This is a genomic window from Acinetobacter sp. GD03645 (assembly GCF_029845285.1).
GTDB classification, from domain to species: Bacteria; Pseudomonadota; Gammaproteobacteria; order Pseudomonadales; family Moraxellaceae; genus Acinetobacter; species Acinetobacter corruptisaponis.
This window is the reverse complement of the sequence record NZ_JAOCLL010000002.1, coordinates 51,767-76,236: the sequence shown is the minus strand read 5'-3', so window position 1 is coordinate 76,236 and position 24,470 is coordinate 51,767. Positions and strand designations below refer to the sequence as shown.

At 43.3% G+C, this 24,470-nt stretch carries 19 protein-coding genes; 11 read left to right on the top strand and 8 right to left on the bottom strand.

Going from position 1 to position 24,470, the window contains the following annotated elements; genetic code table 11:
- Nucleotides 1-53: 53 nt before the first annotated feature.
- Complete coding sequence (locus tag N5J47_RS01860) at nt 54-1,319, top strand: hypothetical protein (protein ID WP_279958637.1); 1,266 nt, start codon at nt 54-56, stop codon at nt 1,317-1,319.
- A gap of 701 nt (nt 1,320-2,020) precedes the next feature.
- Complete coding sequence (locus N5J47_RS01855) at nt 2,021-3,130, top strand: HPP family protein (protein WP_279958636.1); 1,110 nt, start codon at nt 2,021-2,023, stop codon at nt 3,128-3,130.
- A gap of 70 nt (nt 3,131-3,200) precedes the next feature.
- Here N5J47_RS01855 and N5J47_RS01850 read toward each other — a convergent pair whose 3' ends face one another.
- On the bottom strand, nt 3,201-3,470 hold the full coding sequence (locus N5J47_RS01850; RefSeq protein WP_267980705.1) for a PspC domain-containing protein: 270 nt from the start codon (nt 3,468-3,470) through the stop codon (nt 3,201-3,203).
- A gap of 351 nt (nt 3,471-3,821) precedes the next feature.
- Here N5J47_RS01850 and N5J47_RS01845 point away from each other — a divergent pair, with 351 nt between their 5' ends.
- Entirely contained in the window at nt 3,822-4,466 is a 645-nt protein-coding gene (locus N5J47_RS01845; RefSeq protein ID WP_279958635.1) for a hypothetical protein, read from the top strand.
- A 112-nt stretch (nt 4,467-4,578) separates the two neighbouring features.
- Here N5J47_RS01845 and N5J47_RS01840 read toward each other — a convergent pair whose 3' ends face one another.
- Nucleotides 4,579-5,775: a hypothetical protein gene (locus tag N5J47_RS01840; protein WP_279958634.1), complete on the bottom strand. Its 1,197-nt coding sequence runs from the start codon at nt 5,773-5,775 to the stop codon at nt 4,579-4,581.
- A 150-nt stretch (nt 5,776-5,925) separates the two neighbouring features.
- The gene (locus N5J47_RS01835) at nt 5,926-7,749 is read right to left on the bottom strand and encodes an acyl-CoA dehydrogenase C-terminal domain-containing protein (RefSeq protein ID WP_267980702.1); all 1,824 of its coding nucleotides are present in this window, start codon (nt 7,747-7,749) and stop codon (nt 5,926-5,928) included.
- A gap of 239 nt (nt 7,750-7,988) precedes the next feature.
- On the opposite strand from N5J47_RS01835, the gene N5J47_RS01830 reads away from it, so the two are divergent.
- The gene (locus N5J47_RS01830; protein ID WP_279958633.1) at nt 7,989-10,295 is read left to right on the top strand and encodes a hypothetical protein; all 2,307 of its coding nucleotides are present in this window, start codon (nt 7,989-7,991) and stop codon (nt 10,293-10,295) included.
- 65 nt (nt 10,296-10,360) lie between these two features.
- Here the strand turns inward: N5J47_RS01830 and aroE are convergent, their stop codons facing one another.
- Both aroE and N5J47_RS01820 read right to left on the bottom strand, forming a co-directional pair.
- Nucleotides 10,361-11,149: a shikimate dehydrogenase gene (aroE, locus tag N5J47_RS01825; RefSeq protein WP_279958632.1), complete on the bottom strand. Its 789-nt coding sequence runs from the start codon at nt 11,147-11,149 to the stop codon at nt 10,361-10,363.
- A 60-nt stretch (nt 11,150-11,209) separates the two neighbouring features.
- Nucleotides 11,210-12,691 carry a PLP-dependent aminotransferase family protein gene (locus N5J47_RS01820; protein WP_279958631.1) on the bottom strand — a complete coding sequence of 494 codons (1,482 nt, stop codon included), beginning with the start codon at nt 12,689-12,691 and terminating at the stop codon, nt 11,210-11,212.
- A 103-nt stretch (nt 12,692-12,794) separates the two neighbouring features.
- On the opposite strand from N5J47_RS01820, the gene N5J47_RS01815 reads away from it, so the two are divergent.
- Nucleotides 12,795-13,250, top strand: a complete 456-nt coding sequence (locus tag N5J47_RS01815; protein ID WP_279958630.1) for a GNAT family N-acetyltransferase — start codon at nt 12,795-12,797, stop codon at nt 13,248-13,250.
- 47 nt (nt 13,251-13,297) lie between these two features.
- Here N5J47_RS01815 and N5J47_RS01810 read toward each other — a convergent pair whose 3' ends face one another.
- Nucleotides 13,298-14,827 carry a PLP-dependent aminotransferase family protein gene (locus tag N5J47_RS01810; protein WP_279958629.1) on the bottom strand — a complete coding sequence of 510 codons (1,530 nt, stop codon included), beginning with the start codon at nt 14,825-14,827 and terminating at the stop codon, nt 13,298-13,300.
- 36 nt (nt 14,828-14,863) lie between these two features.
- Between N5J47_RS01810 and N5J47_RS01805 the strand changes: the two genes are divergently transcribed.
- Together N5J47_RS01805 and N5J47_RS01800 are read left to right on the top strand one after the other, a co-directional pair.
- The gene (locus tag N5J47_RS01805) at nt 14,864-15,640 is read left to right on the top strand and encodes an aldolase (RefSeq protein ID WP_279958628.1); all 777 of its coding nucleotides are present in this window, start codon (nt 14,864-14,866) and stop codon (nt 15,638-15,640) included.
- A gap of 9 nt (nt 15,641-15,649) precedes the next feature.
- Nucleotides 15,650-16,534, top strand: coding sequence for a dihydrodipicolinate synthase family protein (locus N5J47_RS01800; protein WP_279958627.1), 885 nt, complete (start codon nt 15,650-15,652; stop codon nt 16,532-16,534).
- 49 nt (nt 16,535-16,583) lie between these two features.
- Here N5J47_RS01800 and hemF read toward each other — a convergent pair whose 3' ends face one another.
- Nucleotides 16,584-17,525: an oxygen-dependent coproporphyrinogen oxidase gene (gene hemF, locus N5J47_RS01795; RefSeq protein ID WP_279958626.1), complete on the bottom strand. Its 942-nt coding sequence runs from the start codon at nt 17,523-17,525 to the stop codon at nt 16,584-16,586.
- A gap of 132 nt (nt 17,526-17,657) precedes the next feature.
- A complete protein-coding gene (ribA, locus tag N5J47_RS01790) occupies nt 17,658-18,260 on the bottom strand; it encodes a GTP cyclohydrolase II (protein ID WP_279958625.1) in 603 nt (200 codons plus the stop codon).
- A gap of 305 nt (nt 18,261-18,565) precedes the next feature.
- Here ribA and dxs point away from each other — a divergent pair, with 305 nt between their 5' ends.
- From dxs to N5J47_RS01770, 4 genes are all read left to right on the top strand, one after another.
- Nucleotides 18,566-20,473 (top strand): 1-deoxy-D-xylulose-5-phosphate synthase, encoded by a 1,908-nt coding sequence (gene dxs / locus N5J47_RS01785; protein ID WP_279958624.1) that lies wholly within the window; start codon nt 18,566-18,568, stop codon nt 20,471-20,473.
- A 132-nt stretch (nt 20,474-20,605) separates the two neighbouring features.
- Nucleotides 20,606-21,436: an inositol monophosphatase family protein gene (locus N5J47_RS01780; protein WP_279958623.1), complete on the top strand. Its 831-nt coding sequence runs from the start codon at nt 20,606-20,608 to the stop codon at nt 21,434-21,436.
- 65 nt (nt 21,437-21,501) lie between these two features.
- Complete coding sequence (locus N5J47_RS01775; protein WP_279958622.1) at nt 21,502-21,834, top strand: hypothetical protein; 333 nt, start codon at nt 21,502-21,504, stop codon at nt 21,832-21,834.
- A gap of 372 nt (nt 21,835-22,206) precedes the next feature.
- Nucleotides 22,207-24,129, top strand: a complete 1,923-nt coding sequence (locus tag N5J47_RS01770) for a DEAD/DEAH box helicase (protein WP_279958621.1) — start codon at nt 22,207-22,209, stop codon at nt 24,127-24,129.
- The last annotated feature ends 341 nt before the right edge of the window (nt 24,130-24,470 follow it).

Genomic DNA, 24,470 nt, shown 5'->3' with positions numbered 1-24,470 from the left:
ATGTTATAACGTAACAATAACTTAAGATCATTTGTCCAATAGGGGAAGTTACAGTGAAGAAAATAAAACAAGGCTATATGCTGAGTGCGTTGTTGAGTAGTGTGTTGCTTTCAGCATGTGGAGGGGATTCTTCAGGTTCATCATCAACAGTTACACCCAAGCCAGAGCAACCTGCAAAAATCTATGAGGGGCGTTTGGCTATTGCCAATGATGACAGCGTTCGTCCCTTGCTCTCAGTTTATGATTTGGCGGATCAAAAAGTCATTCATACAACAGCGTTAAGTTATATCCCATCCGCGATGTATAGCAGCCCGCAGTCACGTTATGCGGTAATGCTGAGCCGCAATGAGGGTGTAGTGCAGTTTGCAGACAGTGGCGTGCTGAACAAGGATAATCTGCTACAGAAGAATATGCCGCATGTATTGGCGTTTCAGCTCAAGGGTGCAACACCCGCACACTACCGTAGCTTTAATGGTTTGGCTGCATTGTTCTACGATGGCAGCGAAGTTGAAAGCTCCAAGTTTGATGTGTTTAATGATTCAGCGATTGAGAAACAGTCCATTTCCAGTCAGAAACTGCCTAAAAAACATCATGGTGTGGCTGAACCGCGTGGTGCCTATGTGCTCAGTACCTATTTAGCCAACGATGCCGATACACTCAGTATTGTGAAGAGCTATGAGTTGCATGGTGACCATTTCCATGAGGAACAGACTTTGGCAAATGGCTGTAACCGTTTGCATGGCGCAGCCTCCATCCAGCAATATGCTGCCTTTGGCTGTGAAGATGGGGTACTGGTGGTTGAGCAAAAGGGAAGTCAATTTATTGATAAGAAAGTTTTAATTGATCAACGAATTACCACCATTGCTGGACATGAAAAACTGGACAAGTTTGCTGCCTTTGCCACAGGAACACATGCCTTGTTTGTTGTTGATCCAAACAATTTAAATGCAGTGAGTCTGGATTGGTCTTTAGGGGCAAAAGAGGCGGATGGCACAACGCCAGTGAAGCGTTTTCAGCAGGTGGTCAATGCCTCAGGCCATTATCTTGCGATTCTGGATAGTATGGGTATGGTGCATGTGGTGGATACGCAAAGCTGGCAACGCATCGGGCAAATCAAGGCCCTCCAAAATGTAAATGCGACTGAACTTGCTAAAAGTCGTCTGGTGGTCAATGCAGCCACAGAGACGGTCTTTATCAATGATACGCAGGCTAAAACCATTGTGGAGCTGGACCTGAAAAATCTCAAAATAAAACAGACGATTCAGTTGAGTGATGTACCAAATACCTTTACCTGGCTAGGTGTTGCAAAGACATTTTAAGACAAGTCATGAATAGACTGGCAGCCCATAGAATGGGCTGTTGGTCTTTTAGATATTTCGGATAGAGATAATTATTTAGTTCAATTGTTTTTTCGAATAGAGATGAATCCAAAATAAGAGTAGCAACCAATAGCTGATAGCAAATGTTTGAGTAACGATGTTACTTTTCAATAAAACGCTAAATTCAGGAGGCAGTTCCATCGTGAGCAGGCTCACCCAAAATAAGGTCAGGCAAAATGCGGTAAGGAGTGTAGTGCAAAAATTGATGAGATGATATTTGTATAATAATTTATGTAGTGCATATACATAAGGAAAAACAAAAACGAAATAAATAATGGCAAGGATGACAAGCCCACCTAGATAAGAGATTAATCCTACTGAAATTGGCATTTGTAGAAAGGAGTTGTAATTGAATAGTAAATCATAAAAAAATCAGGAAACTATACGCCAATATAGGCGTATATCTTAACGCCTGTAAAATATGGCGCTCAGTCATTAAAGGCGGTTGAGTAAACAAGGTTTTTATTATGCTTTTCATCTATTGTATAAGTTTTAAATAATAACTTTTTATCATAAATCTAAAATTACGCTTCAACAAATTTACTCATAACCTAAAACTATAATTTAAATACATCTTTGTTAGGAGATAGGCGTATACTGCGCAACGAATCAAAAACAACACTATTCCAGCAAGGTGCATTGTGAGCTTTACCCAATCAGACTGGCTAAATTTTTTAAAACCCAACTATAAAGTTCTTCCCCTAAAAGAACGTCTTTACTCAGGCATCGGTGCATTGTGTGGCCTTGCCATATCATCACTGGTCAGTTGGTATGTACTGGGTGGCATGAATGCCTGGTATATCGCACCGATGGGTGCATCATCAGTGCTTCTATTCGCGGTTCCCAACAGTCCATTGGCACAACCCTGGAATGTGGTTGTTGGAAATACGCTGGCAGGGATTATTGGGGTGGCCTGTACTCAATATTTACCTGATCTGACCAGCGCCTTTAGCGTGGCGGTTGGGTTTGCGATTTTTATGATGATGACTACAGACTCCTTGCATCCACCGAGTGGGGCAGTGGCGATTACCGCAGTTTTGGGTGGTGAGGCGGTACATCGTCTAGGATTTCATTTTGTACTGTATCCAGTGCTATTGAACTCGATTTTACTGTTGCTGTTTGCGGTATTTTTTAACCGTTTAATTGGGCGGCATTATCCCATTACCGCGCATGTCAATGAGCGCTCGAAAGACCCGACCCCAACACAGAAAGTCTCGATTCAACCCAAGGATATTGAATATGCCCTGGAGCAACACACCGAGTTGTTGGACATCAGCCAATATGATCTGGAAAAAATCATTCTGGAAGCACAGGAACACGCAAGCGAACGCCTGAATAGTTACTTTGTCTGTCAGGATATCATGAGTCGGGATGTCATCAAGTTACATGAAGATGATGATATTCATCAGGCCTTAGAGAAGTTCAAGGAAGTCAACCTCATGAGTCTGCCTGTCGTCAATGCGGAAGAAGAACTGGTTGGAACGCTGGCCTTATATGAGGTGGTGGAATGGTTTAAGGGTGCCGCTGATCCAAGAAATTCATGGCAGCATTATGTGAGACAGATCATGAGTCGCCGTGTCGTCACTGTGGAGCCATTACAGCCGATTCAGGATTTAGTCCCCTATTTTGTGGAGAAATCCTTTAACTATATTCCTGTGGTGGAGAACCAGCGTCTCATTGGAATTGTGAGCCGTGCCGACATGATCGCAGCATTACAGCAACTCCTCAACCAGCAATATGTTTTAACCTGATTCAGGAAAAAAAAAGCTACGGTTGTATTAGGGGTAAATCAACCGTAGCGACCAAAAGAGGAAAGTGGGATTAGCGTTTTATGTGTTGATCTTCATAAACTGTCTTAACAGGTTGATGGTAGCCTTGAACATGGTCAACACGTGCTGTCTGCTGTTTCGGAATTACCAGCCATAAAATCAGATAGACCAAAATGCCAGGAAAGGCCGCACTCATGAGTGAAACCACCACAAAGATCAGGCGTAACAAGTTTGCATTCCAACCAAAACGTTCCGCAATACCGCCCATTACACCAGCGATCATGCTTTGTTGGTTTGAGCGATATAAACCAGAATTGGCCATTAAGTCTATCTCCTTAAATAAATGAAACAGCAGTAAAAATAAAAAGGGTTTTGTTCAATGCTGTTAATTAGGAGATAGGGGCAAAGCTGATTTTTTAAAGTTTCAATAGGCGAGAGAATAGTTACGGTATGTAACTTGTTGATGGAAAAACCAACAGTATCGCCTAAAATGCACCGACTTAAAGCATATGGCTTGGGTTAATCGAAATTTCCGTCTTATCAAAATACTCCACGAATGGACTTTTGGAGGCATATAACAAAACGGTTCAATCGTTTTGATCTTTCCAAAAAGTTTATTTACTGGAATGGTGAGGGGAAATGGTCACGATATCGATGTTAGAGATTTATGGATATGCAGTTCAGGTTATTCTTATCGTGGTTTAGCGTAGGTGCTCTCTTGAGCTTTGGGTTGAGTGCCTGTGATAGCCATCACCCCGAATCAGCTAAACAACAGGCCCAGACGCAACCGAGTCATGAAGTCATGGAATCAGACCAGCAGCAAGGGATGTCATTAACCCAGGTTGCGGGACAGGCCACCCTCCCTCATCCTGTGACACACAAGCATACGCCGACTAAACTGTCTGAAACCGAGCTGGCCTATGTGGGGCGTTATCATGCGCGTATTCCATGTACCGATGCTTTCGCGGGTTGTGTCAATAACGAGAAAGAAGCGGAATATATTATGAACTTGCTGGAGGATGGCTCTGTCTACTGGACCAATACCAGTTTCGGGCGTCTGGGTTCAGATTCATCTCGTAATGTTGCCAAAATTGAGCAAACCTGTAAGCAGGTGCAGTGGCATGTTGAGCCAGCGGAAAAAGAGATTGTGGTGCGCTGTGCTGCCGCTGACGTGAATTTATATTATGAGATCAATCAGGACCAGAATCTTGTGATGGATCTGGATAAAATCTGGAATGGAGATCAGGGCCGCAATCGCAAGTTCTTTAAAGAATATCCATTTCCCAAGAAAGCCTATGTTTTTGAAAAGGCGGAATGATTTTTTAATTTATCTTTAAATAAACGAACAATAAAAAAAGTACCTCATGAGTTTCATTAGGTACTTTATTTTTATAAAACCCAAGATTAAAGTATCTAATAGGATTCCAAGATTATAAAAAGGTTAGAATTTCTTGAGCTAATTGTTGAGCCTTGTTTCTGGACCAACCAATAGCAAAATGTTTCTGTGCTAAAACGGGTGTGTTCAAATTAATGGATTTTATATGTCGTTCAGCATCTACACCATGTGTAATCATTACTTTGGGTTGAAGATGTTGAATCAGGAAATCAAAAATAAAGGTGTCTTGATCAGATTGTGTCAGATCGGTTTTTTTGCGCGTCGGCAGGGCATAAATATTTGTTTCCATGACAACTAGATTTGGATGAATACTGAATAATGCATCATTGATCCATTCGATGACTCGGCGAGTATTACTGAGCGCAGGTTTGCCAGCATCTATACGGTCTTGTTGATAGGTTTGTAACCAGTCATTTTTATTGAAGCCTGTAGCTGGATCAAAATAGTTCCAAAAGTCATCTGCTTGAGTCGCTGGATTAAAACCAATAATTAAAATGTCAGTTTTTAGTGGATTGCCATTACAAACAAAAGGTCTGATGTTTTGATTGCCCGCCAAATTTTTTAATTCTTTATAAAATTTTTCCAATGATGTGGATGTATCAAAAATCTCTTTACTGAACTGTTGAATTGCTGGCTGGAATTCAGGTTGAACAATTGAATATCTTAAGGGCAGGGGTTCCTGATAAATTACTTTGCGGATGGGTATGTCATGTTGATCCATATTCCCTAAAACATATTTACGATGGTGTGTGGGTATGGCTTCATAAGCGACTCTTAAATATTCAATATTTTCTGCACAAGGGTGGGTTAAACAGTTTTCCCAAGCAATTTGACAACGTGCGCTTGAATCTGGACGATCATTGAGTTCATCAATAATATCTATAACTTCCTTTATTAAATCATCATTGTTTTTATAGTATGAAAGAGAGGAGTAAATTCCAAATTCACCGAGGCTTTCTATCTCAAGTTTAGAACTTTCAGCGATTTGAACAGTAATTTTTCCCTCTTGAATCTTTTGCTTAAGTTGTTGCAGGTTAAAGTGCTGATAACCACATCTGATTGTACCATCCTGATAAATAGACAGTGTTTCTAAAGAATATAAACACCCTGCTTCGTCAGGATCATATATTTCAAGTAAGACAAATACTGGAAGTGTTGTGCCAATGATAAAAGTTCCATCTTCTGCCTTTTTATAGATGCCATAATTTAGATTGCCTTTCCTAAATGTCATTTTTATTTGCCTATATGATGTGGAGCTGTTTTATTTTTTTAGAATAATCGAGAGGATAGGGAAATCACAATAAATCAGCGACATCATTTGACGTTGCTGTTTGGAAAATAAAAAAAGAGCGCATCAAGCGCTCTTTTTTGTCAGTTCCGATTAGTAATCGAAGCTGAAGTGTTCTGGTGCAAGTGAAGTCAAGGTACGAGAAGTCGAAACCATTGATTCTGCATGACCCTGCGCACGTGGCAACAAACGGTCAAAGTAGAAGTCAGCAACCTTGATTTTTGCTTTATAGAATTCAGGAGTTTCAGCACCGTTGCCTGCTTCCAGTTTTTCAGAAGCAATCACGGCCTGCTGAGCCCAGAAGTAAGCCATCATCACATAGCCAGAGAACATCAAGAAATCAACAGAAGCTGAAGAAACGATGTCACGGTCTTTACGTGCAGCAAGCATGATACGAACAGTCAATGTGTTCCATTGAGCGCAAAGCTTGGTTAGGTCCCAGGCGAAGCGGCGTAGATACTTGTTGCGGGCATGTGTAGCACAGAACTTCAAGATTTCAGCAGTATAGTCACGAACAACCTTGCCTTTTGAGCTTAGAAGAACTTTACGGCCGATTAAGTCAAGTGCCTGAATACCTGTAGTGCCTTCGTACAAGGTAGAGATACGTGCATCACGCGCGATTTGTTCCATACCCCATTCACGGATATAACCGTGACCACCAAAAACCTGCATACCATTGTTGGCAGACTCTAGGCCAAGCTCAGTCAGGAAGCCTTTAAGAATTGGTGTATAGAAACCAAGTTTGTCATCGGCAGCTTCATAAGCGGCTTGATCACCACTTGCCAACGCATCCGCCATCTTGTCTGCAAGTTTTGCAGCATGGTAGATCATTGAACGACCGCCTTCAGCAATCGCTTTTTGAGTCAGCAACAAACGACGAACATCAGCATGGTGGATAATCGCATCACCTACACGCTCAGGCTCTTTCTTGCCAGAAAGGGCACGCATCGACATGCGGTCTTTCGCATAAGGCAAAGCGCCCTGGAAAGACAATTCAGCATGTGCAATACCCTGAACTGCTGTACCGATACGTGCAGTGTTCATGAATGTAAACATGGCATGTAAGCCTTTGTTCACTTCACCAATCAGGTAGCCTGTTGCATTGTCAAAGTTCAATACCGCAGTTGCAGAAGCCTTGATCCCCATTTTGTGTTCGATTGAACCACAAGTCACTGGGTTGCGTTCACCAACAGAACCGTCAGCATTCACGATGAATTTAGGTACGATGAACAATGAAATACCACGAGTTCCTGCTGGTGCATCTGGAAGACGCGCAAGCACGATATGGATAATGTTTTCTGTTAAATCATGCTCACCCGCAGAGATGAAGATTTTAGTACCAGAAATTTTATATGTGCCATCAGCAGCAGGTTCTGCCTTGGTTTTCACCTGACCCAAGTCTGTACCACATTGAGGTTCAGTTAGGCACATTGTGCCAGACCAAGTACCTTCAACCAGTTTAGGCATATAAGTCGCTTTTTGCTCATCTGTACCGAACTGGATGATGGTGTTCATACAACCTGTACTTAAACCTGGGTACATGGTGAATGACCAGTTTGCAGTACCCATCATTTCAGACTTGATGAGGTTTAAAGACATTGGCAGGCCTTGACCACCAAACTCTTCAGGGTAGGAAAGACCTTGCCAGCCACCCATGACGAACTGGTCATACGCTTCCTTGAAGCCTTTAGGTGTAGTCACTTCACCATTGTTAAAGGTACAGCCTTCTTCATCACCTGACTGGTTAAGTGGAGAAAGTACGTTTTCGCAGTAATCTGCCGCACCTTCAAGAATCATATCAACCGTATCTGCATCTGCATTTTGACCACTTGCCAAAGTTTGGTAGTGTGCAGGATAATCAAACACTTCATTCATTAAGAAGCGAATATCACGGAGCGGGGCTTTATAAGCTGGCATAATCTTAATCCTGTATTTGAATCGTTTTGGATTATCTGTTTCGATACTTTGATTATTCACAATGGTGATAAAAATACATTGATAAACACTATGGAAAAGACTGTCAGAAAAGCGAATTGATCAGGCGGTAGGGGCGTAAAAAAGTCATCTTCCCACTGGTGTTTGAAACTCATTTTAAATATTAAGATGATTAAATTTACAGTTGTAAATATAATGATATAAAGGTGTTTGGTAAAACTATGCGTTTAAAATATTTAACTTTATGTGTGTTGGGGTTTAGTCTTTCTGCATGTTCTCAGCATGTCATTAAAACCAATTCTGGTGTTGCAAACCTTGAGCAGAAAGCCATTAACAGCATCAATGCGATGTATGAATATCCAAGCTATGACTACCGTGGAAAGTTTAATGTCCATGTTGATCTGGACCAAAATAAAACCGTAGGCAAAGATGACAAGGCAGCTCTGGATGCCAATGTAAAGCAAAAGGTCGATCAATATCTGCGCGACCAGAAAGTCAACCTGAACACCGCACAGAAGCAGGCTTTATATGAAGCCCTTGCACAACAGCCAAAACAGTTTGGCGGCAGCAAGGCGGACAAGTTTACCCGTGTCATGGCCAATGTTCTGAATGACATGCAGTTTGAATATGATGGTTCAGTGCATTACCGTCAGAAAATGGGATCATTCAACCTCACCGCGCGCTATGAAAAACCGACCTTGCTGGTACAGGCGAAAGTGCCCATGGTGCTTGACCTGAATGATTATAAGTTCTATATCAACTACTTCGCCCTGATGCCCTATCTGGTGAATAAGGAAAACCAGAACAACCTGGCCTATCTGGACTTTTCTAAATACCAGCATCTGTTCAAGCAGGTGGATATCAAGAAATTTGCTGAGTATGTCAAGGCATCCAGTGCGGTGTATTACCGTCTGGCAAATCCAAATGACATACAGGCGCTTGCGGTTTCTTCAAATGACCATGCAGCAGGGGTTGTGGAAAAGATTCGCCTTAAAACATCAGTTGAGGAGCTCATTCTTCAGGCAAACCTGTATAGCAAGGTCAATGAAAAATATCTGGTACAGCAGGTTCTAAATTTCAAGGAAAAGAGTTTAGAGAAACTGGTTGCAGACGAAGTGGATGCTGTGGTTCAGTCAAAAGTCAAATCAGCAGATTCCTCTGTGCTGGCTTCAAAAAACTCGGCCGATGATGCCAGTGTGGTCAGTCAACAGCTTTATCGTCTGGTAAATCAACATCTGGGTGTTGATGATGCAGATGAGTCTTATGGTTCTGCTTCTGAAGATGCGGCGCAGGCCGCTGGACAGGTACAAGACACAGTGGATGCACTGGAGAACACCGATGAGGCTGCTGTGGATGAGCAGGGATTGACTGCTGAACAGTGTCTGGCACTGCAAAATACCGCTAAAACCACTTATGGTGATGTGCAGTATTGCCAAACTGTTTACGACGTGGATGTATTTGGTCAGGAGACCACGCCACGCCTGGGGGCTTATCTGGAAAAACTGCAAGCCTTGGAGAAGATATTTGCAGCGTATGACCAAAACCAGTTTATTGATGATCAGGCATTTAAGGCACTCTGGATCAAGCATCAGGCAGACATAGATGCAGCCTTGCCACCTGTGAGTCAACGCAACCCGTTTGTGATGGATGTGGGACTGGATGCGAAAGGACGTGCAATTAAGCTGGATTATGACCTGAACTATGCCTTACCAGAATTCAAGTCACGCTTTAACCTGAAAGCGGATATGCAGATTTCAAACTACGGCAAGGCCACCCCGATTGATCAGGCACAGTTGAAACGTGCAAAAACATGGGCGGAAGCAAGCAAGGGTTCAATGCTGGAACAGGCGATTGGCAGCTTCTCGGAAAAACTAGGCCAGTCTACCATTCAGGAACGTTCTGCACAGCCTTATACCCTGTCTCTGGATGACCAGCTAAAAGTGATTGCGGAACAGCGTTATGATGCAACCCATTCCTATGAACAAACCTATAAAGCTGTATTTATTGCCAAGCTGACTGAAAGCCAGCCACAGGTTGTGCAGCGTTATTCCACTCAGGAGTTGCAGGAAATCGCCAGTGTCTATGCCTACTGGTACTCGGATGAGGAGGTGTATAACCCAGAGGGCAAGGCACTGAAAGCGATTGAGGGTTTACAAGGCAAGCACCACCTTGAACAGGAAGACCAGTTTGATGACAAGCTGGGGCGGGCGGTGGACCGTATTGTGAACGATGCCATACGTGGTGATCAGGATCGTCAGGCCCTGAAAAAGTTAAAGGCACAATATAAACAGCCACAGCAGATTTTTGCCAAACAGTATCAAATCCAGTTTGAACGTGAAAATGGCGCATATCCTGAGGAAAAAAACGTACTGGAACAAACAGCCAATATTCTGGGACAGGTTTATGTGGATGCACGTAAAAATCAATTGTCTGAGAAGTCAATCAAGAACTTAAAGGCTGAACATAATGAATTTATTGATTATGAAATCTTTAAGGATGTGTACCAGAAAATGCTGAGCAGCAAATAATTTAATCCCCAAAAAGAGAACCTGCTGATTGCGCAGGTTCTTTTTTGCCGAATTTTACTGAGCAATTATAAAAAATCTTTGAGTTCAGGTTTGACTCCATTCCAGATTGAAAAGGCCTCAATTGCCTGTCCAACCAGCATACCAAAGCCATCGGTGGATGGAACCTGACGTGCCTGAGCCTGATCCAGAAAGCTGGAGGGTTTGCCATAGGCCATTTCATAGGCATGATGGAAAATAAGTGTTTCAGGAAGTTGCAATGCATCACCCGTTAAACTTGCAGAAGTGGCATTAATCACAAAATCAAACTCGCCAGCAAGCTGTTCTAGGCTGGTGGCTATAAGTTCAGCTTGTGGTACGGCATCTTTTAAATCTTCAACCAGTTGTTCGGCACGGGCGAGGGTACGGTTGGCAATCACGATTTGTTTTGCACCTGCCTGTACTAAGGGATAGATTACACCACGAGTCGCACCGCCAGCCCCTAAAATCAGGATGCGACTATTTGCAAGATTCCAGCTCAAAGCCTGAATGGCTGCAACCAAACCTTGTCCATCAGTATTGTCACCATACAGTTTGCCATTCTGCATCCATAAGGTATTCACGGCTTTGGCAATTCTGGCGCGTTCAGTCAGTTGATTACATAAGGCAAATGCCTGCTCTTTAAAGGGAACAGTCACATTCATTCCAGCACCGCCTTGCGCAAAAAAATCCTTTGCCGTACTTTCAAAGCCATCCAGCGGTGCAAGAATTTTTTTATAATTTAAATCAACGCCCGTTTTTGCTGCGAATGCATGATGTAATTCTGGTGAGCGGGATTGTTCAATTGGATTTCCAATTACAGCAAATTGTTTGGTCATGGCGAAAATGATAAATAAAGAAAATAGGGGCAGTGTATAAAGTTGTGGAAATGATCGCAATTAGCACGAGTGATTTTTAATCTCAGTTGCTAATTTTTGGATATTTTCCTTAATTTCATCAACCGTATGTGCGGCATATCCAAATAGCACACCTGCCCTTTGAAATGACGTTTGACAGTAACGGGATAAAGGCTGGACAGCTAGTCCTAGTTTGTTACATTGAGCAGTGAAATCCTGTTCTGTCCATGAATCTTTCAGCCAACAGACCAAATGAATTCCTGAATCTGTGGGCTGAATCGTCAATACATCAGCGAGATATTGCTCAATTGCTGCAATTAAAGCCTGTTGGCGTTCATAACAGGCTTTGCGGACTTTACGTACATGCCGTGCATAATGCCCCTCTTGAATAAACAAGCTCAAAACAACCTGTTCCAGATAAGAACTGCGAGTATCAATATGATTTTTTGCCAAACTGAATAGGTCAATAAGAGACTCGGGAATCACCATAAAACCTAAGCGAAATTCAGGAAACATCATTTTGGAAAATGTGCCTGAATAAATTACACGTTGCTGTTGGTCCAGACCCTGTAAGGCTTGAATAGGTCGAGTGCCATAACGAAACTCACTGTTGTAGTCATCTTCAAAAATCCATTTTTGTTGCTGGGCTGCCCAATCCAACAATGCCAAACGCCGAGTTAAACTGAGTGTGCCACCCAGTGGAAATTGATGTGAGGGTGCGGTGTAAACCAGTTTGGCTTGAGCATAGTGCTGGATGATGTCGGGAACTTTCATTCCCTCCTCATCACTACAAACTGGATGAACATTTGCCCCAAAACTACGAAAAACCGCCAATGCGGCATCATAGCCTGGCTCATCCAGACATACCTGATCCTGTGCTTGTAATAGCGCATAAGCGGTTAAATGAATAGCCTGTTGTGTCCCGTTCACAATCAAAATTTGTTGTTCAGTACAATTGAGGCCACGTGTAGAGCGTACATATTGGCAAATGGCCTGTCTTAAAGGCAGGTAGCCTTTTGAATCATGGGCCTGTCCAATCTGATGATAGGATTGCCGCCATGCTCGCCCAAGTAGTTTTCCCCAAAGTTGATGTGGAAATAAATCCACGCAACCCACGCCAACATGAAAGGTGCGTTTACCTTGTGGTAACTGTTGTTTTTGCCAGCAAGCTAAATGTTGGGCAAGGTGGGGATTTACATTCAGCGTTTCAGTTTTGGTTGATAGATGAAGATACTGTTGGGTTTGCGCTTGGATCAACTGGTCAGGAATGGTTTCTGACACATAGGTTCCTGAGCTTGGTTTGGTCAATAAATAACCCTCATCCAGTAGTCGGTCCAAAGCCGATAATACGGAATTACGGGAAATGGACATCATTTCTGCCAAAACTCGGCTTGAGGGCAGTTTTGTGCCAGCACATAAACGACCATCTAAAATGGCATCCCTGAGCACCTCATATAACCCATCCCTGATGGAACCTTTTGGTAAAATCAAGTGTGGAAAATAGGCAGAGGATGAAATCGCCATAATCAACTGGTACTTTAAAAATTACAATAACTGTATCTTATGATGATACCACTCTCAACACTACACTTTGATCTTCCATAACGAAAGATGACGGAGTGTCAGGATGCAGACTCAGGAAATACAGGTTATCCCTGTCCAGCAACAGGATTATCAGCAGTGGATACCATATTGGCTGGCGTATCAGAATTTTTATAAAGTGGCACTTGCCAGTTCCACCACACAAACCACATGGCAACGCTTTTTTGATGAAGCTGAACCCGTTTATTGCGCCGTTGCCAAACGAGGTGAACAGGTGTTGGGGTTTGTACATTATGTCATTCACCGTTCAACTTGGGCTGAGCAAAATTATTGTTATTTAGAGGATTTATTTGTTTCACCAGAGGTGCGGGGGCAGCATATTGGCAAGCATTTAATTGAATATGTTCAGCAGCAAGCCATTTTACAGCAGTGTGACCGCCTATATTGGCATACACAGGAAACCAATCATACCGCACAAAAACTCTATGACTGGATTGCTGAAAAGCCTGGAATTATTGAGTATCGGATGGCATTGAAATAAAATTTAATCAGGCTAGGGTCTTGGGATTTTGGCCTTTTCTTTTAAATCTATTGATCTATGTTAGAGACCATTGCCTGAAATAAATGTTGAATTACCTGTTCGATTTCCAGCTCTGACGAGGCTGCAAAACCAAAACGGATATAAAAATGTGGGTTCTCAATCGTTAAATCTGAACCAAAGTCAAATTCTGAATGAATGTTTAACTGTTTTAATGGTTCTATATACTGAGTTTGAAAAGGAAAATTAAATTTCACCCATAATGCCATTCCTCCCGCAGGTGTCGCAATTTCAACATTATCCTGAAAAATCTGCTGAAAGGTCATTACCGCAAAATCTCGACGGCTTTGGTAGATTTTCCGCATCTTGCGGATATGCCTTTTAATTTCACCTTGCTGCATCAGTTCAGCAATGGCCAGTTCTGTAATCGCATTGCCTTGTTTATCAATGAGTAAAATATCCTGATTCATGGCTTGGACAATATGAGGATTTGCGACAACGTACCCGACCCTTAAACTTGGCGCAAACACTTTGGACAGTGAGCCAATATGAATCACCTTATCGGCATGAGGTAAGCTGATTAAGGGGGGAATGGGGCGGCTGTCATAATGGAACTCATGGTCATAGTCATCTTCAATAATATAAAAATCAAAACTTTTGGAGAGTTCCAATAGTTTTAAACGCCGTTGCATCGACATGGAAACTGTGGTGGGATATTGGTGATGCGGTGTGGTATAGATCGCAGCGACCTGATAGGTAGATAAAATTTCGGTTAAATGATCCGTATCTAAACCATACTGATCCAAACGCACCCGTACAACCTGATAACCATGCGATAAAAATGTGTCAATTGCAGGTGGATAAGCCCATTGTTCCACCACAACCACATGACGCTGGGCTTTGGATTGAGCCAACACCCTTGAAGCCAGAAAAATACCCATTTGGCTACCCCGAACCACACAAATATGTTCAATTGAACTTTGGATAAAACGTTCCATTGCCAACATCTGCTGTAAGGCTTGCCGTAACTCGATGCTACCTTGCGGATCACCGTAGCCCATACTCTGATGACGGGTGACCTTGATCAGGGCATGGCGATAGGCACGAGAAAATAATTCATAGGGAATTAAACGGGTGTCGGGCACACCATCATTCTGAATAAGATGTGCTGGGCGGGGTATATCTATTGTCTGTGAGATAGGCCTGGCTTTGGGCTGGTCTTTGTATTTTAAGTCTGGAAGATGCGCTGAAACAAAAGTGCCTTGTCGAGCTTTGGAAACCAGCCAGCCTTGTGCCTCTAAATCCTCATAGACGGATTGTACCGTTTTACGATTAATTTTTAATTCATTGGCTAAAGTCCGAGAGCCTGCCAGCCGTGTTCCTGAAGCTAACCGTCCCGATAAAATATCCTGAATAATCTGATTCGCCAACTTGAGAAAAAGGGTCTTTTCTTCACGATCTTCAAGGTGTAGCCGAAATTTCCATGACTGTTGCCCGATTTTCTGAACCATCATTTGCTGGACCATATAAGTTTTAAAAACTGGATATTTTAAACCATCCACAGACTTTCTATTCTGCATATGTCCCATCTACAAATCAACTGAATAGGAGGATTTATGGAGACAGCATTACTTGATAAACAGCAGTTGATGCACAACGCACAGCAAAGTATGCAGCAGCTTTTTCAGGATGTGGAATATACCGAACAGCAAAAACTGGCGTTGACCTGCCGCATTTTATTTGATCATGGACATGATTCAGGTTTGGCTGGGCAAATTACCAGCCGCACAGCCAAAGGCAATACTTTTATTACCCAGCGTTTTGGACTCGGTTTTGATGAAATTACCGCAACAAACCTGTTGGAGGTTGATCAAGACCTTAAACCTTTAAATGGTCAGGGCATGGCGAATCCAGCCAACCGTTTTCACACATGGATTTATAAACAGCATCCAGAGGTGAACTGCATTATCCATACCCATCCTACCCATGTCGCGGCTTTGTCAATGTTGCGTGTGCCCCTGATGATTGCCCAAATGGACACCTGTGCATTGTATGGGGACTGTTCTTTTGTTGGTGAATGGCCAGGTGTACCTGTGGGTAATGAAGAGGGGATTCTAATCTCCAATGCTTTGGGAAATAACCGAGCAGTTCTGCTCTCCCATCATGGGCAACTGGTCACAGGCAAAACCATTGAAGAAGCCTGTAACTTGGCCATTTTGATTGAGCGTGCTGCACGTTTGCAATTGCTTGCCATGTCCGCAGGACAGATTCAACCCATTCCCCATGAGTTGGCAAAAGAAGCCCACGACTGGGTATCCACCGATAAACGTAACAAGGTTAATTTTGCTTATTACGCGCGTAAGGCATTGAAAAAACATCAGGATTGTATCTAGGAGGTCAGTATGAAACTAAACGGTATTATTGCCTATCCCATTACACCATTTAAAGCGGATGGTCAGGAAGTCGATTTTGATGCACTGAGCATTAGCTTAAATGCCTTATTGGAAAATCAGTGTGATGCAATTGCACCATTAGGGAGTGCAGGGGAAAGTGCCTATTTATCTTGGCAAGAATGGCAACAAGTCGCACAAAAAAGTATTGAAGTGGTGAATCATCGTGTACCTGTGATTTTGGGGATTTCGGAATTGACCACTGCAATGGCGATTCAAAAAGCTAAAAAAGCTGAAGAATTGGGTGCGGATGTGATTATGGTGATTCCTGTGTCGTATTGGAAACTGACTGATCAGGAAGTCTATGAATATTATCAACAGATTGCGGCATCCACCAAATTACCGATCATGGTGTATAACAATCCTGCCACCAGTGGCATTGATATGAGTCCTGAACTGATCGTGAAGATGTTCCAGAATATCGACAATATTTGCATGGTAAAAGACAGCACAGGCGATATTCAGCGTATGCACAAGTTCCATGAACTCAGCAATGGACAGCTACCATTTTATAATGGTTGTAACCCATTGGCACTGGAAGCGTTTTGTGCAGGCGCAAGTGGTTGGTGTACGGTTGCACCAAATTTATTGGGTAATTTGCCAAGTCAATTGTATCAGGCAGTTCAGGATGCTGATTTGGTGCAGGCGAAAGCATTATTTTATCGCCAATTGCCATTATTGCGTTTTGTGGTGCAGTACGGTTTGCCTAAAACGGTTAAAGCAGGTCTAAATGAATTGGGCTTTGCGGTGGGTAAACCCAGAAGTCCTGTGCAAGAAGCCAGTGCAACTGAGCGACAACAACTTAAAGCCTTAATGAAATTGGCGATAGCAAATTAAATTTTTATCAAAAGCCCCATTGTCCAGTGTAATGGGGCTTTTCTTTATTTTATTTCTCTAAACCCAACCAGTCTCTTGGTTTTAAATAATAATCAGTGAGACGTTTTTCAGGCGAGTTTTCATCCCATTCAGGACGATACGACCAGCCTGCAAGATTCGGTAAACTCACTAAAATGGATTCAATCCGTCCACCTGTTTGTAAACCAAACAAGGTGCCACGGTCATACACCAAGTTATATTCAACATAACGACCACGACGATACAACTGGAACTCACGCTGAGCTTCGGTATATGGCTGCTCACGATGCTTTTCAAAAATTGGCAGGATTGCTGCTAAATAACCATTACCAACAGCCTGCATATATTGAAAACAGGTTTCAAAATCCCATTGATTGAGATCATCAAAGAACAAACCACCCACGCCACGCTGTTCATCACGGTGTTTTAAATAGAAATAATCATCACACCATTGTTTATGCTCGGCATAAACATGTTCACCAAATGGCTGACATAAGTCATAGGCAGTTTGATGCCAGTCTAAAATATCCTGATCATCGGGATAGAACGGGGTTAAGTCAAAACCACCGCCGAACCACCACACAGGGTCTTGACTTTCAGGTTCAGCCACAAATAAACGGACATTGGCATGGGAGGTTGGAATATTCGGGTTTTTAGGGTGAATCACCAGCGACACACCCAAAGCCTGAGCCTTTGCGCCCGCAATCTGCGGATGGCGTTCAGTTGCGGAAGCAGGCAGCTTGCTGATATTGATGTGGGAGAACATGACCCCACCTTTTTCAATCACTTCACCATTTTGCAGAACACGGGAGCGGCCACCGCCGCCTTCGGTTCGTTGCCAATCATCAATGATAAATTCAGCGGTTCCACCGCCTGCATGTTCCTGCTGCTCTAGTCCTGCACAAATCCGTGCCTGTAGGTCGAGTAAAAACTCACGAACACGTTGAATATCAACTGAAGTTGGATGCTGCATGATGATCCTCTTAAAGTGATCTAGGAATTGCTTATATCAAAACATAAAATCCATAAAAAAAGTAAGGGATTTTTGCCTTTTACCATAAAAATCCCTTAATTGCCTTATTTTTAAACATTTTGAAAAAATGAATCAGAAGTCATCTTTTTTATATAGGTGATCCATCCGTTCACGTTTGGTTTTTAAATAATGCTCATTGAATGGATTACGACCTACTGTAAGTGGAACACGCTCCACTACATTAATGCCTAGATCAGTCAATGCCTTTAATTTTAAAGGATTGTTGGTGATCAACTTCACTTCTTTGACTTGCAGATAATCCAGCATAATGCTGCACATATCGTAACGGCGGGCATCGGCAGGCAAGTTCAACAGCAGGTTGGCATCGACCGTATCGTGTCCCTGATCCTGTAGGGCATAGGCACGAATTTTATTGGTCAGGCCAATCCCACGGCCTTCCTGACGCAAATATAAAATCACACCCTGACCCGCCTCATTGATCAGCCGTTGTGTGGCTTGCAGTTGAGGTCCACAGTCGCACTTCAATGAGGCAAAGGCATCACCAGTCAAACATTCAGAATGGATACGCACGAGTACGGGCTGATTTGGTGCAGTTTCTAGTCCTTTGGAAAGCGCCACATGCTCTTCGCCCGTTGCTGGGTCTTGAAACACGGAAATATTGAAGTCACCAAAAGCGGTTGGTAGCCTTGATGTTGCAACAAATTCAATTGGCACAGAACGCTCACTATGATAATAAAAAACAGTCAAAGTATAGCTTAATGTGTGAAGATTGCGTGAATTGGAATTTCTGATTTTTCACATAAGTTTTTCTTTTTCATACAAAGCACACAATAATGGTTGATAAACAGTGACATAATTCAGGATAATCTGCCAGCCAGTCCCTGAGACTGGCATGAGAATGTTTAGCACGACATCATTCGCCCATGTGGCTGATTGAAGGTAGATCATATTTAATTGTATGATTGCCCCCATTTAACCCAGCTTCGGATTTGCCAGGCTTAAAAAGGCTTCGCCACATTATGTTGTATACCGAAATTCCAACTCAACGTCCTGTTACGCCATTGTTAGATGGAATTGATCATCCACAACAGTTACGTCAGCTCGAACAAGGCCTGCTCCCACAAGTGGCGGATGAGTTGCGTCAATATATTCTGTATGCGGCGGGACAAAGCGGTGGCCATTTTGGTGCAAATCTGGGGGTCGTTGAACTGACGGTTGCCCTGCATTATTGCTTTAATACACCCCAGGATCGTCTGGTTTGGGACGTGGGTCATCAGGCTTATCCACACAAGGTGTTGACGGGTCGTCGTGACAGAATCACCACGATTCGTGCCAAAGATGGTTTGGCTGCATTTCCTGCCCGTGAAGAATCCGAGTTTGATACCTTTGGGGTAGGGCATTCATCAACAGCAATTTCTGCTGGTCTTGGTATGGCACTTGCGCGTCGCTACCAAAAAGACCCATGTGATGTGGTTGCCATTGTAGGTGATGGTGCAATGACCGCAGGTATGGCCTTTGAAGCCATGAATGATGCGGTTGCCCATGATGCCGACCTGATCGTGGTACTGAATGACAATGATATGTCGATCTCGTGCAGTACAGGCGGCTTTGCCAAGCACTTGGCGGCGATTTGGGAAACAGGTCAGTTGATTAATGTCAATGAACAGGGTGAAGCCTATGTTCAGCCACATCCAAAATGGACCTATAACTCACGTCTGCACCAGTCGGCGACAAATGCGGCAGATAACCTGTTTAAAGCGATTGGTTTCGATTATTTTGGGCCGTTTGATGGTCATGACGTGGAGCAGTTGGTACAGGTTTTCCATGCCCTGAAAAAACGTAAGGGTCCACGTCTGGTGCATGTCTATACCAAAAAAGGCAAGGGCTTTGCCCCTGCGGAAGCAGACCCAATTACCTATCATGCCATTACCAAAATTGCGCCCGTAGCTTGTGCGCCAACGAAAACTTCTTCTTCAAAAGCAGCGCCAAAATATTCGGATGTGTTTGGGCAATGGCTCTGTGATGAAGCAGCGCAGGATGATCGTTTACTGGCGATTACCCCAGCCATGTGCGAAGGTTCAGGCATGGTGCAATTCGCACAGCAATATCCTGAACGCTTCTTTGATGTAGCAATTGCAGAGCAGCATGCGGTGACACTGGCAGCAGGCATGGCTTGCGAAGGTTTAAAGCCTGTGGTGGCAATTTACTCCACATTTTTACAGCGTGGCTATGACCAGTTGATCCATGATGTTGCGTTGCAGAATCTGGATGTGACTTTCGGTATTGACCGTGCTGGTCTGGTTGGTGAGGATGGCCCAACCCATGCGGGTGCGTATGATTATGCCTATATGCGTACCGTTCCAAACATGGTGATCATGGCGCCAAAAGATGAAAATGAATGCCGTCAAATGCTGCATACCGCCTATCACTATAAAGGACCAACAGCAGTACGCTATCCAAGAGGTGTAGGAACAGGTGTTGAAATTCAACAACAGATGACTGCTTTGGAGATTGGTAAAGCTGAAATCGTTGCTGAATTTAATCAGGATGCGGATCAACAGATCAGTATTCTCGCCTTTGGTAGCCGTGTGGCAGCTTCAGTTGATGCCGCAGCGCAGTTTGCCAATCAATATGCAGTTGGTGTGCGTGTGGTGAACATGCGTTTTGTGAAACCACTGGATGAACAAATCATTCGTAAGCTTGCTGAAAAGACCGACTTTTTTGTTACGGTGGAAGAACATGCAGTGATGGCGGGTGCGGGCAGTGCGGTGAATGAATTTCTGGCGCAGGCGAAAATTGTGAAAGCCATCTTGAACCTTGGTTTGCCAGATGCCTTTTTACATCAGGCAACACACCAGCAAATGCTGGCGGACTGTGGTCTGGATAGTCAGGGTATTTCAGCCTCAATTCAAAAGGCATGGTTTTAATCAACAAACCATGTGAATGTGGAAATAATTTTTCGCAACATTTATTCCCTAAAAGCGCTTATATTTGATAGAATATGAGCGCTTTTATGCATTATTCTTTGTCAAAGTCTTCAAATTTGTAGTGGGTGTTCAATGGAACCTATGGTGGTTATGGCTGCGCGTGCGGCTCAAACAGTTGGTCAAGAGCTTTTAAAGGCACATCAAAATCGTCATAAACTCGATTTACAAGTTGAAGAAAAAGGCATTGATGGTCCAGTAACGCGTGTTGACCGTTACATTGAGCAACTTACCATTGATACCCTCCGTAAAAGCTATAAAAACCACAGCTTCCTTGGTGAAGAGTTTGGTATGCAGGAAGGTAAAGGTCACGATGCAGACTGGTGCTGGGTGATTGATCCCTTGGATGGCACACAAAACTTTATTCATGGTTTTCCACATTTCTGTATCTCAATTGCAGTACAACACAAGGGCGTAACTCAACACGGTGTGATCTATGATCCTGTGCGTGATGAATTGTTCTCTGCCAGCCGTGGCCGTGGTGCAGTGATGAACCAGCGCCGTATTCGTGTCAATGTCAAAGATTCTTTGGAAAATACTTTCCTTGCAGTTGGTCATCCTTACCGTGCAAAACGTAATGGTGAAATTGTTTCTTATGCAGAACAGCATTTCGCTTCATTATTGGCTGTAACCAAATCAGGCGCGCAAATCCGCCGTGGTGGTTCTGCTGCGCTAGACTTGGCTTATGTAGCCGCAGGTCGTTTTGATGGTTTCTTTGAGCTTGGCTTAAAACCGTGGGATATTGCTGCGGGTGAGTTAATTGTGAAAGAAGCGGGCGGTGTCGTTGTGGATGCTCGTGGTGGTAATGAATCATTTGATAATGGTCAAGTACTTGCTTGCTCATTGAAAATGTTAAAACCCTTGATGCAAACAGTTGTTCCTGCTTGGGGCGATGCTGCAAAATAATTTGCTGAACTCTAAAAAAGCCCTCAATATTTGAGGGTTTTTTTATTTTCGAATAAGGATAAGTTGTGAAGATCATTTATGAGGATGAGCAGTTTTATATAGAAACCCATCATGAGATACAGGTGGATAAAATTGAAGAGCAAAATATTGATTTTTGGTTAACTGTTAATAGTAAGACATTTTCTGGAAGTGCTTTCACATTAGCAAATATTCAATATTTAATGACTAAAGATAATAGAATGGGTGAGTCTGCTTTTGGTTCCTATTTTGGGTGTGTAGATATGCTTATCCTTAAAGAAATGACTGTGAAATGTTTGGGAAAGGCGATTAAAGATATATTAAGTGATCAATCTTTAGATATAGAGAAGATATTTACTCAAGTAGTCAATAATCCTTAATTTTTTCTTGAGTTGTAATTAATATACAAAGAATAAAAGTGATCGAATAGAAAAAACCTATTAAAAAAGGTGACTTTTAAAATTATTCTGCTATAATCCGCCCACGCACTTAAATTCCAGTTCATTACCTGAACATTCAGTTCTATTCATATTAGCGCACGCTGTCCATAGAGAGGACCACATCTTGCGCCCAAATCGCTTAGCGATTCTTCAGGTTGAGGCAGTAATCAAGCGTGCGTTTAGTCCACATCGTCGTTATTCGGATTGCCACTGAATTGTACTTATATTCAGCTTGAGTCGCTTTGCCGCTTGTTGCCGATGTCTATTTTTTGTATTTATTAAAATGGAGCACCCATTAGGGTGAAACTCTCTATGAGCAAAACTTTTGCCGAATTTTCCTTACATGAAACCCTACAACAAGCACTTGAAGGTTTAGGCTTTACTAGCCCGACACCTGTACAGGAACAAGCGATTCCAGCTGCTTTAGCAGGTAAAGATTTATTAGTTTCAAGCCAGACTGGTTCTGGTAAAACAGCCGCATTCCTACTCCCTACATTAAATGCTTTAGCGGGTCAGGAAACTTTTGTGCCATTTAAAGAGCGCATGAAAGCAGTGACTCAACCAAGCATCTTGGTTTTATGCCCGACACGTGAATTGGCTCAACAGGTTAGCCAGGACGCGATTGCATTTGTACGTCACATGAAAGGTGTTCGTATTGCCGCAATCATGGGTGGTATGCCTTTTGGTAAGCAAATTCAACAGCTTAAAGGTGCACAAGTCATTGTTGCAACCCCAGGCCGTTTACTTGACTTGGTTAATCGTCGTCAGTTGAAACTTGATAAAGTTGAATCATTGATCGTTGACGAAGCTGACCGTATGTTAGACCTTGGCTTCTCTGAAGATTTGGAAGCGATCAGTGATCTGGCTGCAAACCGTAATCAAACACTCATGTTCTCTGCAACATTTGCGGACCGTATTATCCGTTTAGCAGAACGCATGATGAACGATCCTGAGCGTATTGCGATTGAGACAGGCCATAGTACCAATACCGATGTAACTCAAACATTGCATTGGACAGATGGTTTTGAGCACAAGAAAAAATTGCTGACTCACTGGTTGTCTGACGAATCAGTTGATCAGGCGGTTGTTTTTGCAAGCACGCAAGAAGATACCGACATGCTGGCTGAAGAATTGGCTGAAGCAGGTCACTCGGTTGTTGCGCTACATGGTGCGATGCCACAAACCGTTCGTAACCGTCGTTTACGCAGCATCCGTGAAGGTCGTGCAAAAATTCTGGTGGCAACTGACGTTGCAGCACGTGGTTTAGATGTACCAACCATTTCTCACGTGATTAACTTCGGCTTGCCAATGAAGAATGAAGACTATGTACACCGTATTGGCCGTACAGGCCGTGCGGGCCGTTCAGGTCAGGCGATTACCTTGGCGACTTACCGTGAACGCGGCAAAATTCGTGCCTTGGAAGATTATTTAGATGCGCGTTTAAATGTATCTGAAATCGAAGGTCTAGAGCCATCTCCACCTCCTGCACGTTCAGGTCGTGATGGTGGTGGTCGTGGCCGCGGTGGTAATGGCGGTGGCCGTGATGGTGGCGGTCGTGGCCGTGGTGGTTTCGGCGGTGGTCGTCGTTTTGAAGGTGAAAGTAACTTCAAACGTCGTGAAGGCGGTGATGATCGTCCACGTCGTAGCTTTGATGATAAACCTCGTGGTGAGCGTCCAGCGTTTGGTGGTGAAGACCGTCCACGTCGCGAATTCAATTCAGATCGCCCACGTCGTGAGGGTGGCTTTGAAGACCGTCCACGTCGCGAGTTTAATTCTGATCGCCCACGTCGTGAGGGTGGTTTTGATGATCGTCCAAAGCGTAGTTTTGGTGGTGAAGACCGTCCACGTCGTGAGTTCAATTCTGATCGTCCACGTCGTGAGGGTGGTTTCAATGATAAGCCACGTTTTGACGCGAATGATGACAACCGTGGCAATCGCGTAGACTATAAACCACGTCGTGAGGGTGGCTTCGGTGACCGTCCAAAACGTGATTTTGGTGATCGTCCACAACGTGAGGGTGGCTTCGGTGACCGTCCAAAGCGCGATTTTGGTGATCGTCCACAACGCGAGGGCGGTTTCGGTGACCGTCCAAAACGTAGTTTCGGTGATGACCGTCCAAAGCGCAGTTTTGGCGATGATCGTCCAAAACGTAAGTTTGGTGGTGAAGATCGTCCAGCGCGCGGCACTCGTGAGGAAACTTTCGGTGGTGACCGTCGTCGCAAAAATGACTTTTAATCGATAAAAACCGATGAAAAAACTAAGCCAGTTGTAAAACTGGCTTTTTTATTTGGGATTAGTCAGGTAAAATTGTTAAAATGTGTGCTAATTCAAATTTTGTATAAGAAATGAAAAGGGTTAATCAAAACAAAAGTCTTTTGAGTCAAATGTGGTCTTTCATATGCAATGATGGACTGCCATGCCTTTTTGTCATTTTGATGCTGTGTAATGGTCTGTTTTTCGCCTATGCACTTTTTGATGCCAATCACGCCGATTCCCTAAATGTCAATTCCAGCCAAACCACCAGTCAGGTCGTCTCAAAAAATAACTACATAAATTAATAATCTTCATACGTCGCT

Bases quoted from the DNA above. Each gene is read 5' to 3' on its own strand.
- N5J47_RS01850 (WP_267980705.1), bottom strand. From the start codon at position 3,470: ATGGCCAATTCTGGTTTATATCGCTCAAACCAACAAAGCATGATCGCT.
- N5J47_RS01845 (WP_279958635.1), top strand. From the start codon at position 3,822: ATGCAGTTCAGGTTATTCTTATCGTGGTTTAGCGTAGGTGCTCTCTTG.
- N5J47_RS01840 (WP_279958634.1), bottom strand. From the start codon at position 5,775: ATGACATTTAGGAAAGGCAATCTAAATTATGGCATCTATAAAAAGGCA.
- N5J47_RS01835 (WP_267980702.1), bottom strand. From the start codon at position 7,749: ATGCCAGCTTATAAAGCCCCGCTCCGTGATATTCGCTTCTTAATGAAT.
- N5J47_RS01830 (WP_279958633.1), top strand. From the start codon at position 7,989: ATGCGTTTAAAATATTTAACTTTATGTGTGTTGGGGTTTAGTCTTTCT.
- aroE (WP_279958632.1), bottom strand. From the start codon at position 11,149: ATGACCAAACAATTTGCTGTAATTGGAAATCCAATTGAACAATCCCGC.
- N5J47_RS01820 (WP_279958631.1), bottom strand. From the start codon at position 12,691: ATGGCGATTTCATCCTCTGCCTATTTTCCACACTTGATTTTACCAAAA.
- N5J47_RS01815 (WP_279958630.1), top strand. From the start codon at position 12,795: ATGCAGACTCAGGAAATACAGGTTATCCCTGTCCAGCAACAGGATTAT.
- N5J47_RS01810 (WP_279958629.1), bottom strand. From the start codon at position 14,827: ATGCAGAATAGAAAGTCTGTGGATGGTTTAAAATATCCAGTTTTTAAA.
- N5J47_RS01805 (WP_279958628.1), top strand. From the start codon at position 14,864: ATGGAGACAGCATTACTTGATAAACAGCAGTTGATGCACAACGCACAG.
- N5J47_RS01800 (WP_279958627.1), top strand. From the start codon at position 15,650: ATGAAACTAAACGGTATTATTGCCTATCCCATTACACCATTTAAAGCG.
- hemF (WP_279958626.1), bottom strand. From the start codon at position 17,525: ATGCAGCATCCAACTTCAGTTGATATTCAACGTGTTCGTGAGTTTTTA.
- dxs (WP_279958624.1), top strand. From the start codon at position 18,566: ATGTTGTATACCGAAATTCCAACTCAACGTCCTGTTACGCCATTGTTA.
- N5J47_RS01780 (WP_279958623.1), top strand. From the start codon at position 20,606: ATGGAACCTATGGTGGTTATGGCTGCGCGTGCGGCTCAAACAGTTGGT.
- N5J47_RS01770 (WP_279958621.1), top strand. From the start codon at position 22,207: ATGAGCAAAACTTTTGCCGAATTTTCCTTACATGAAACCCTACAACAA.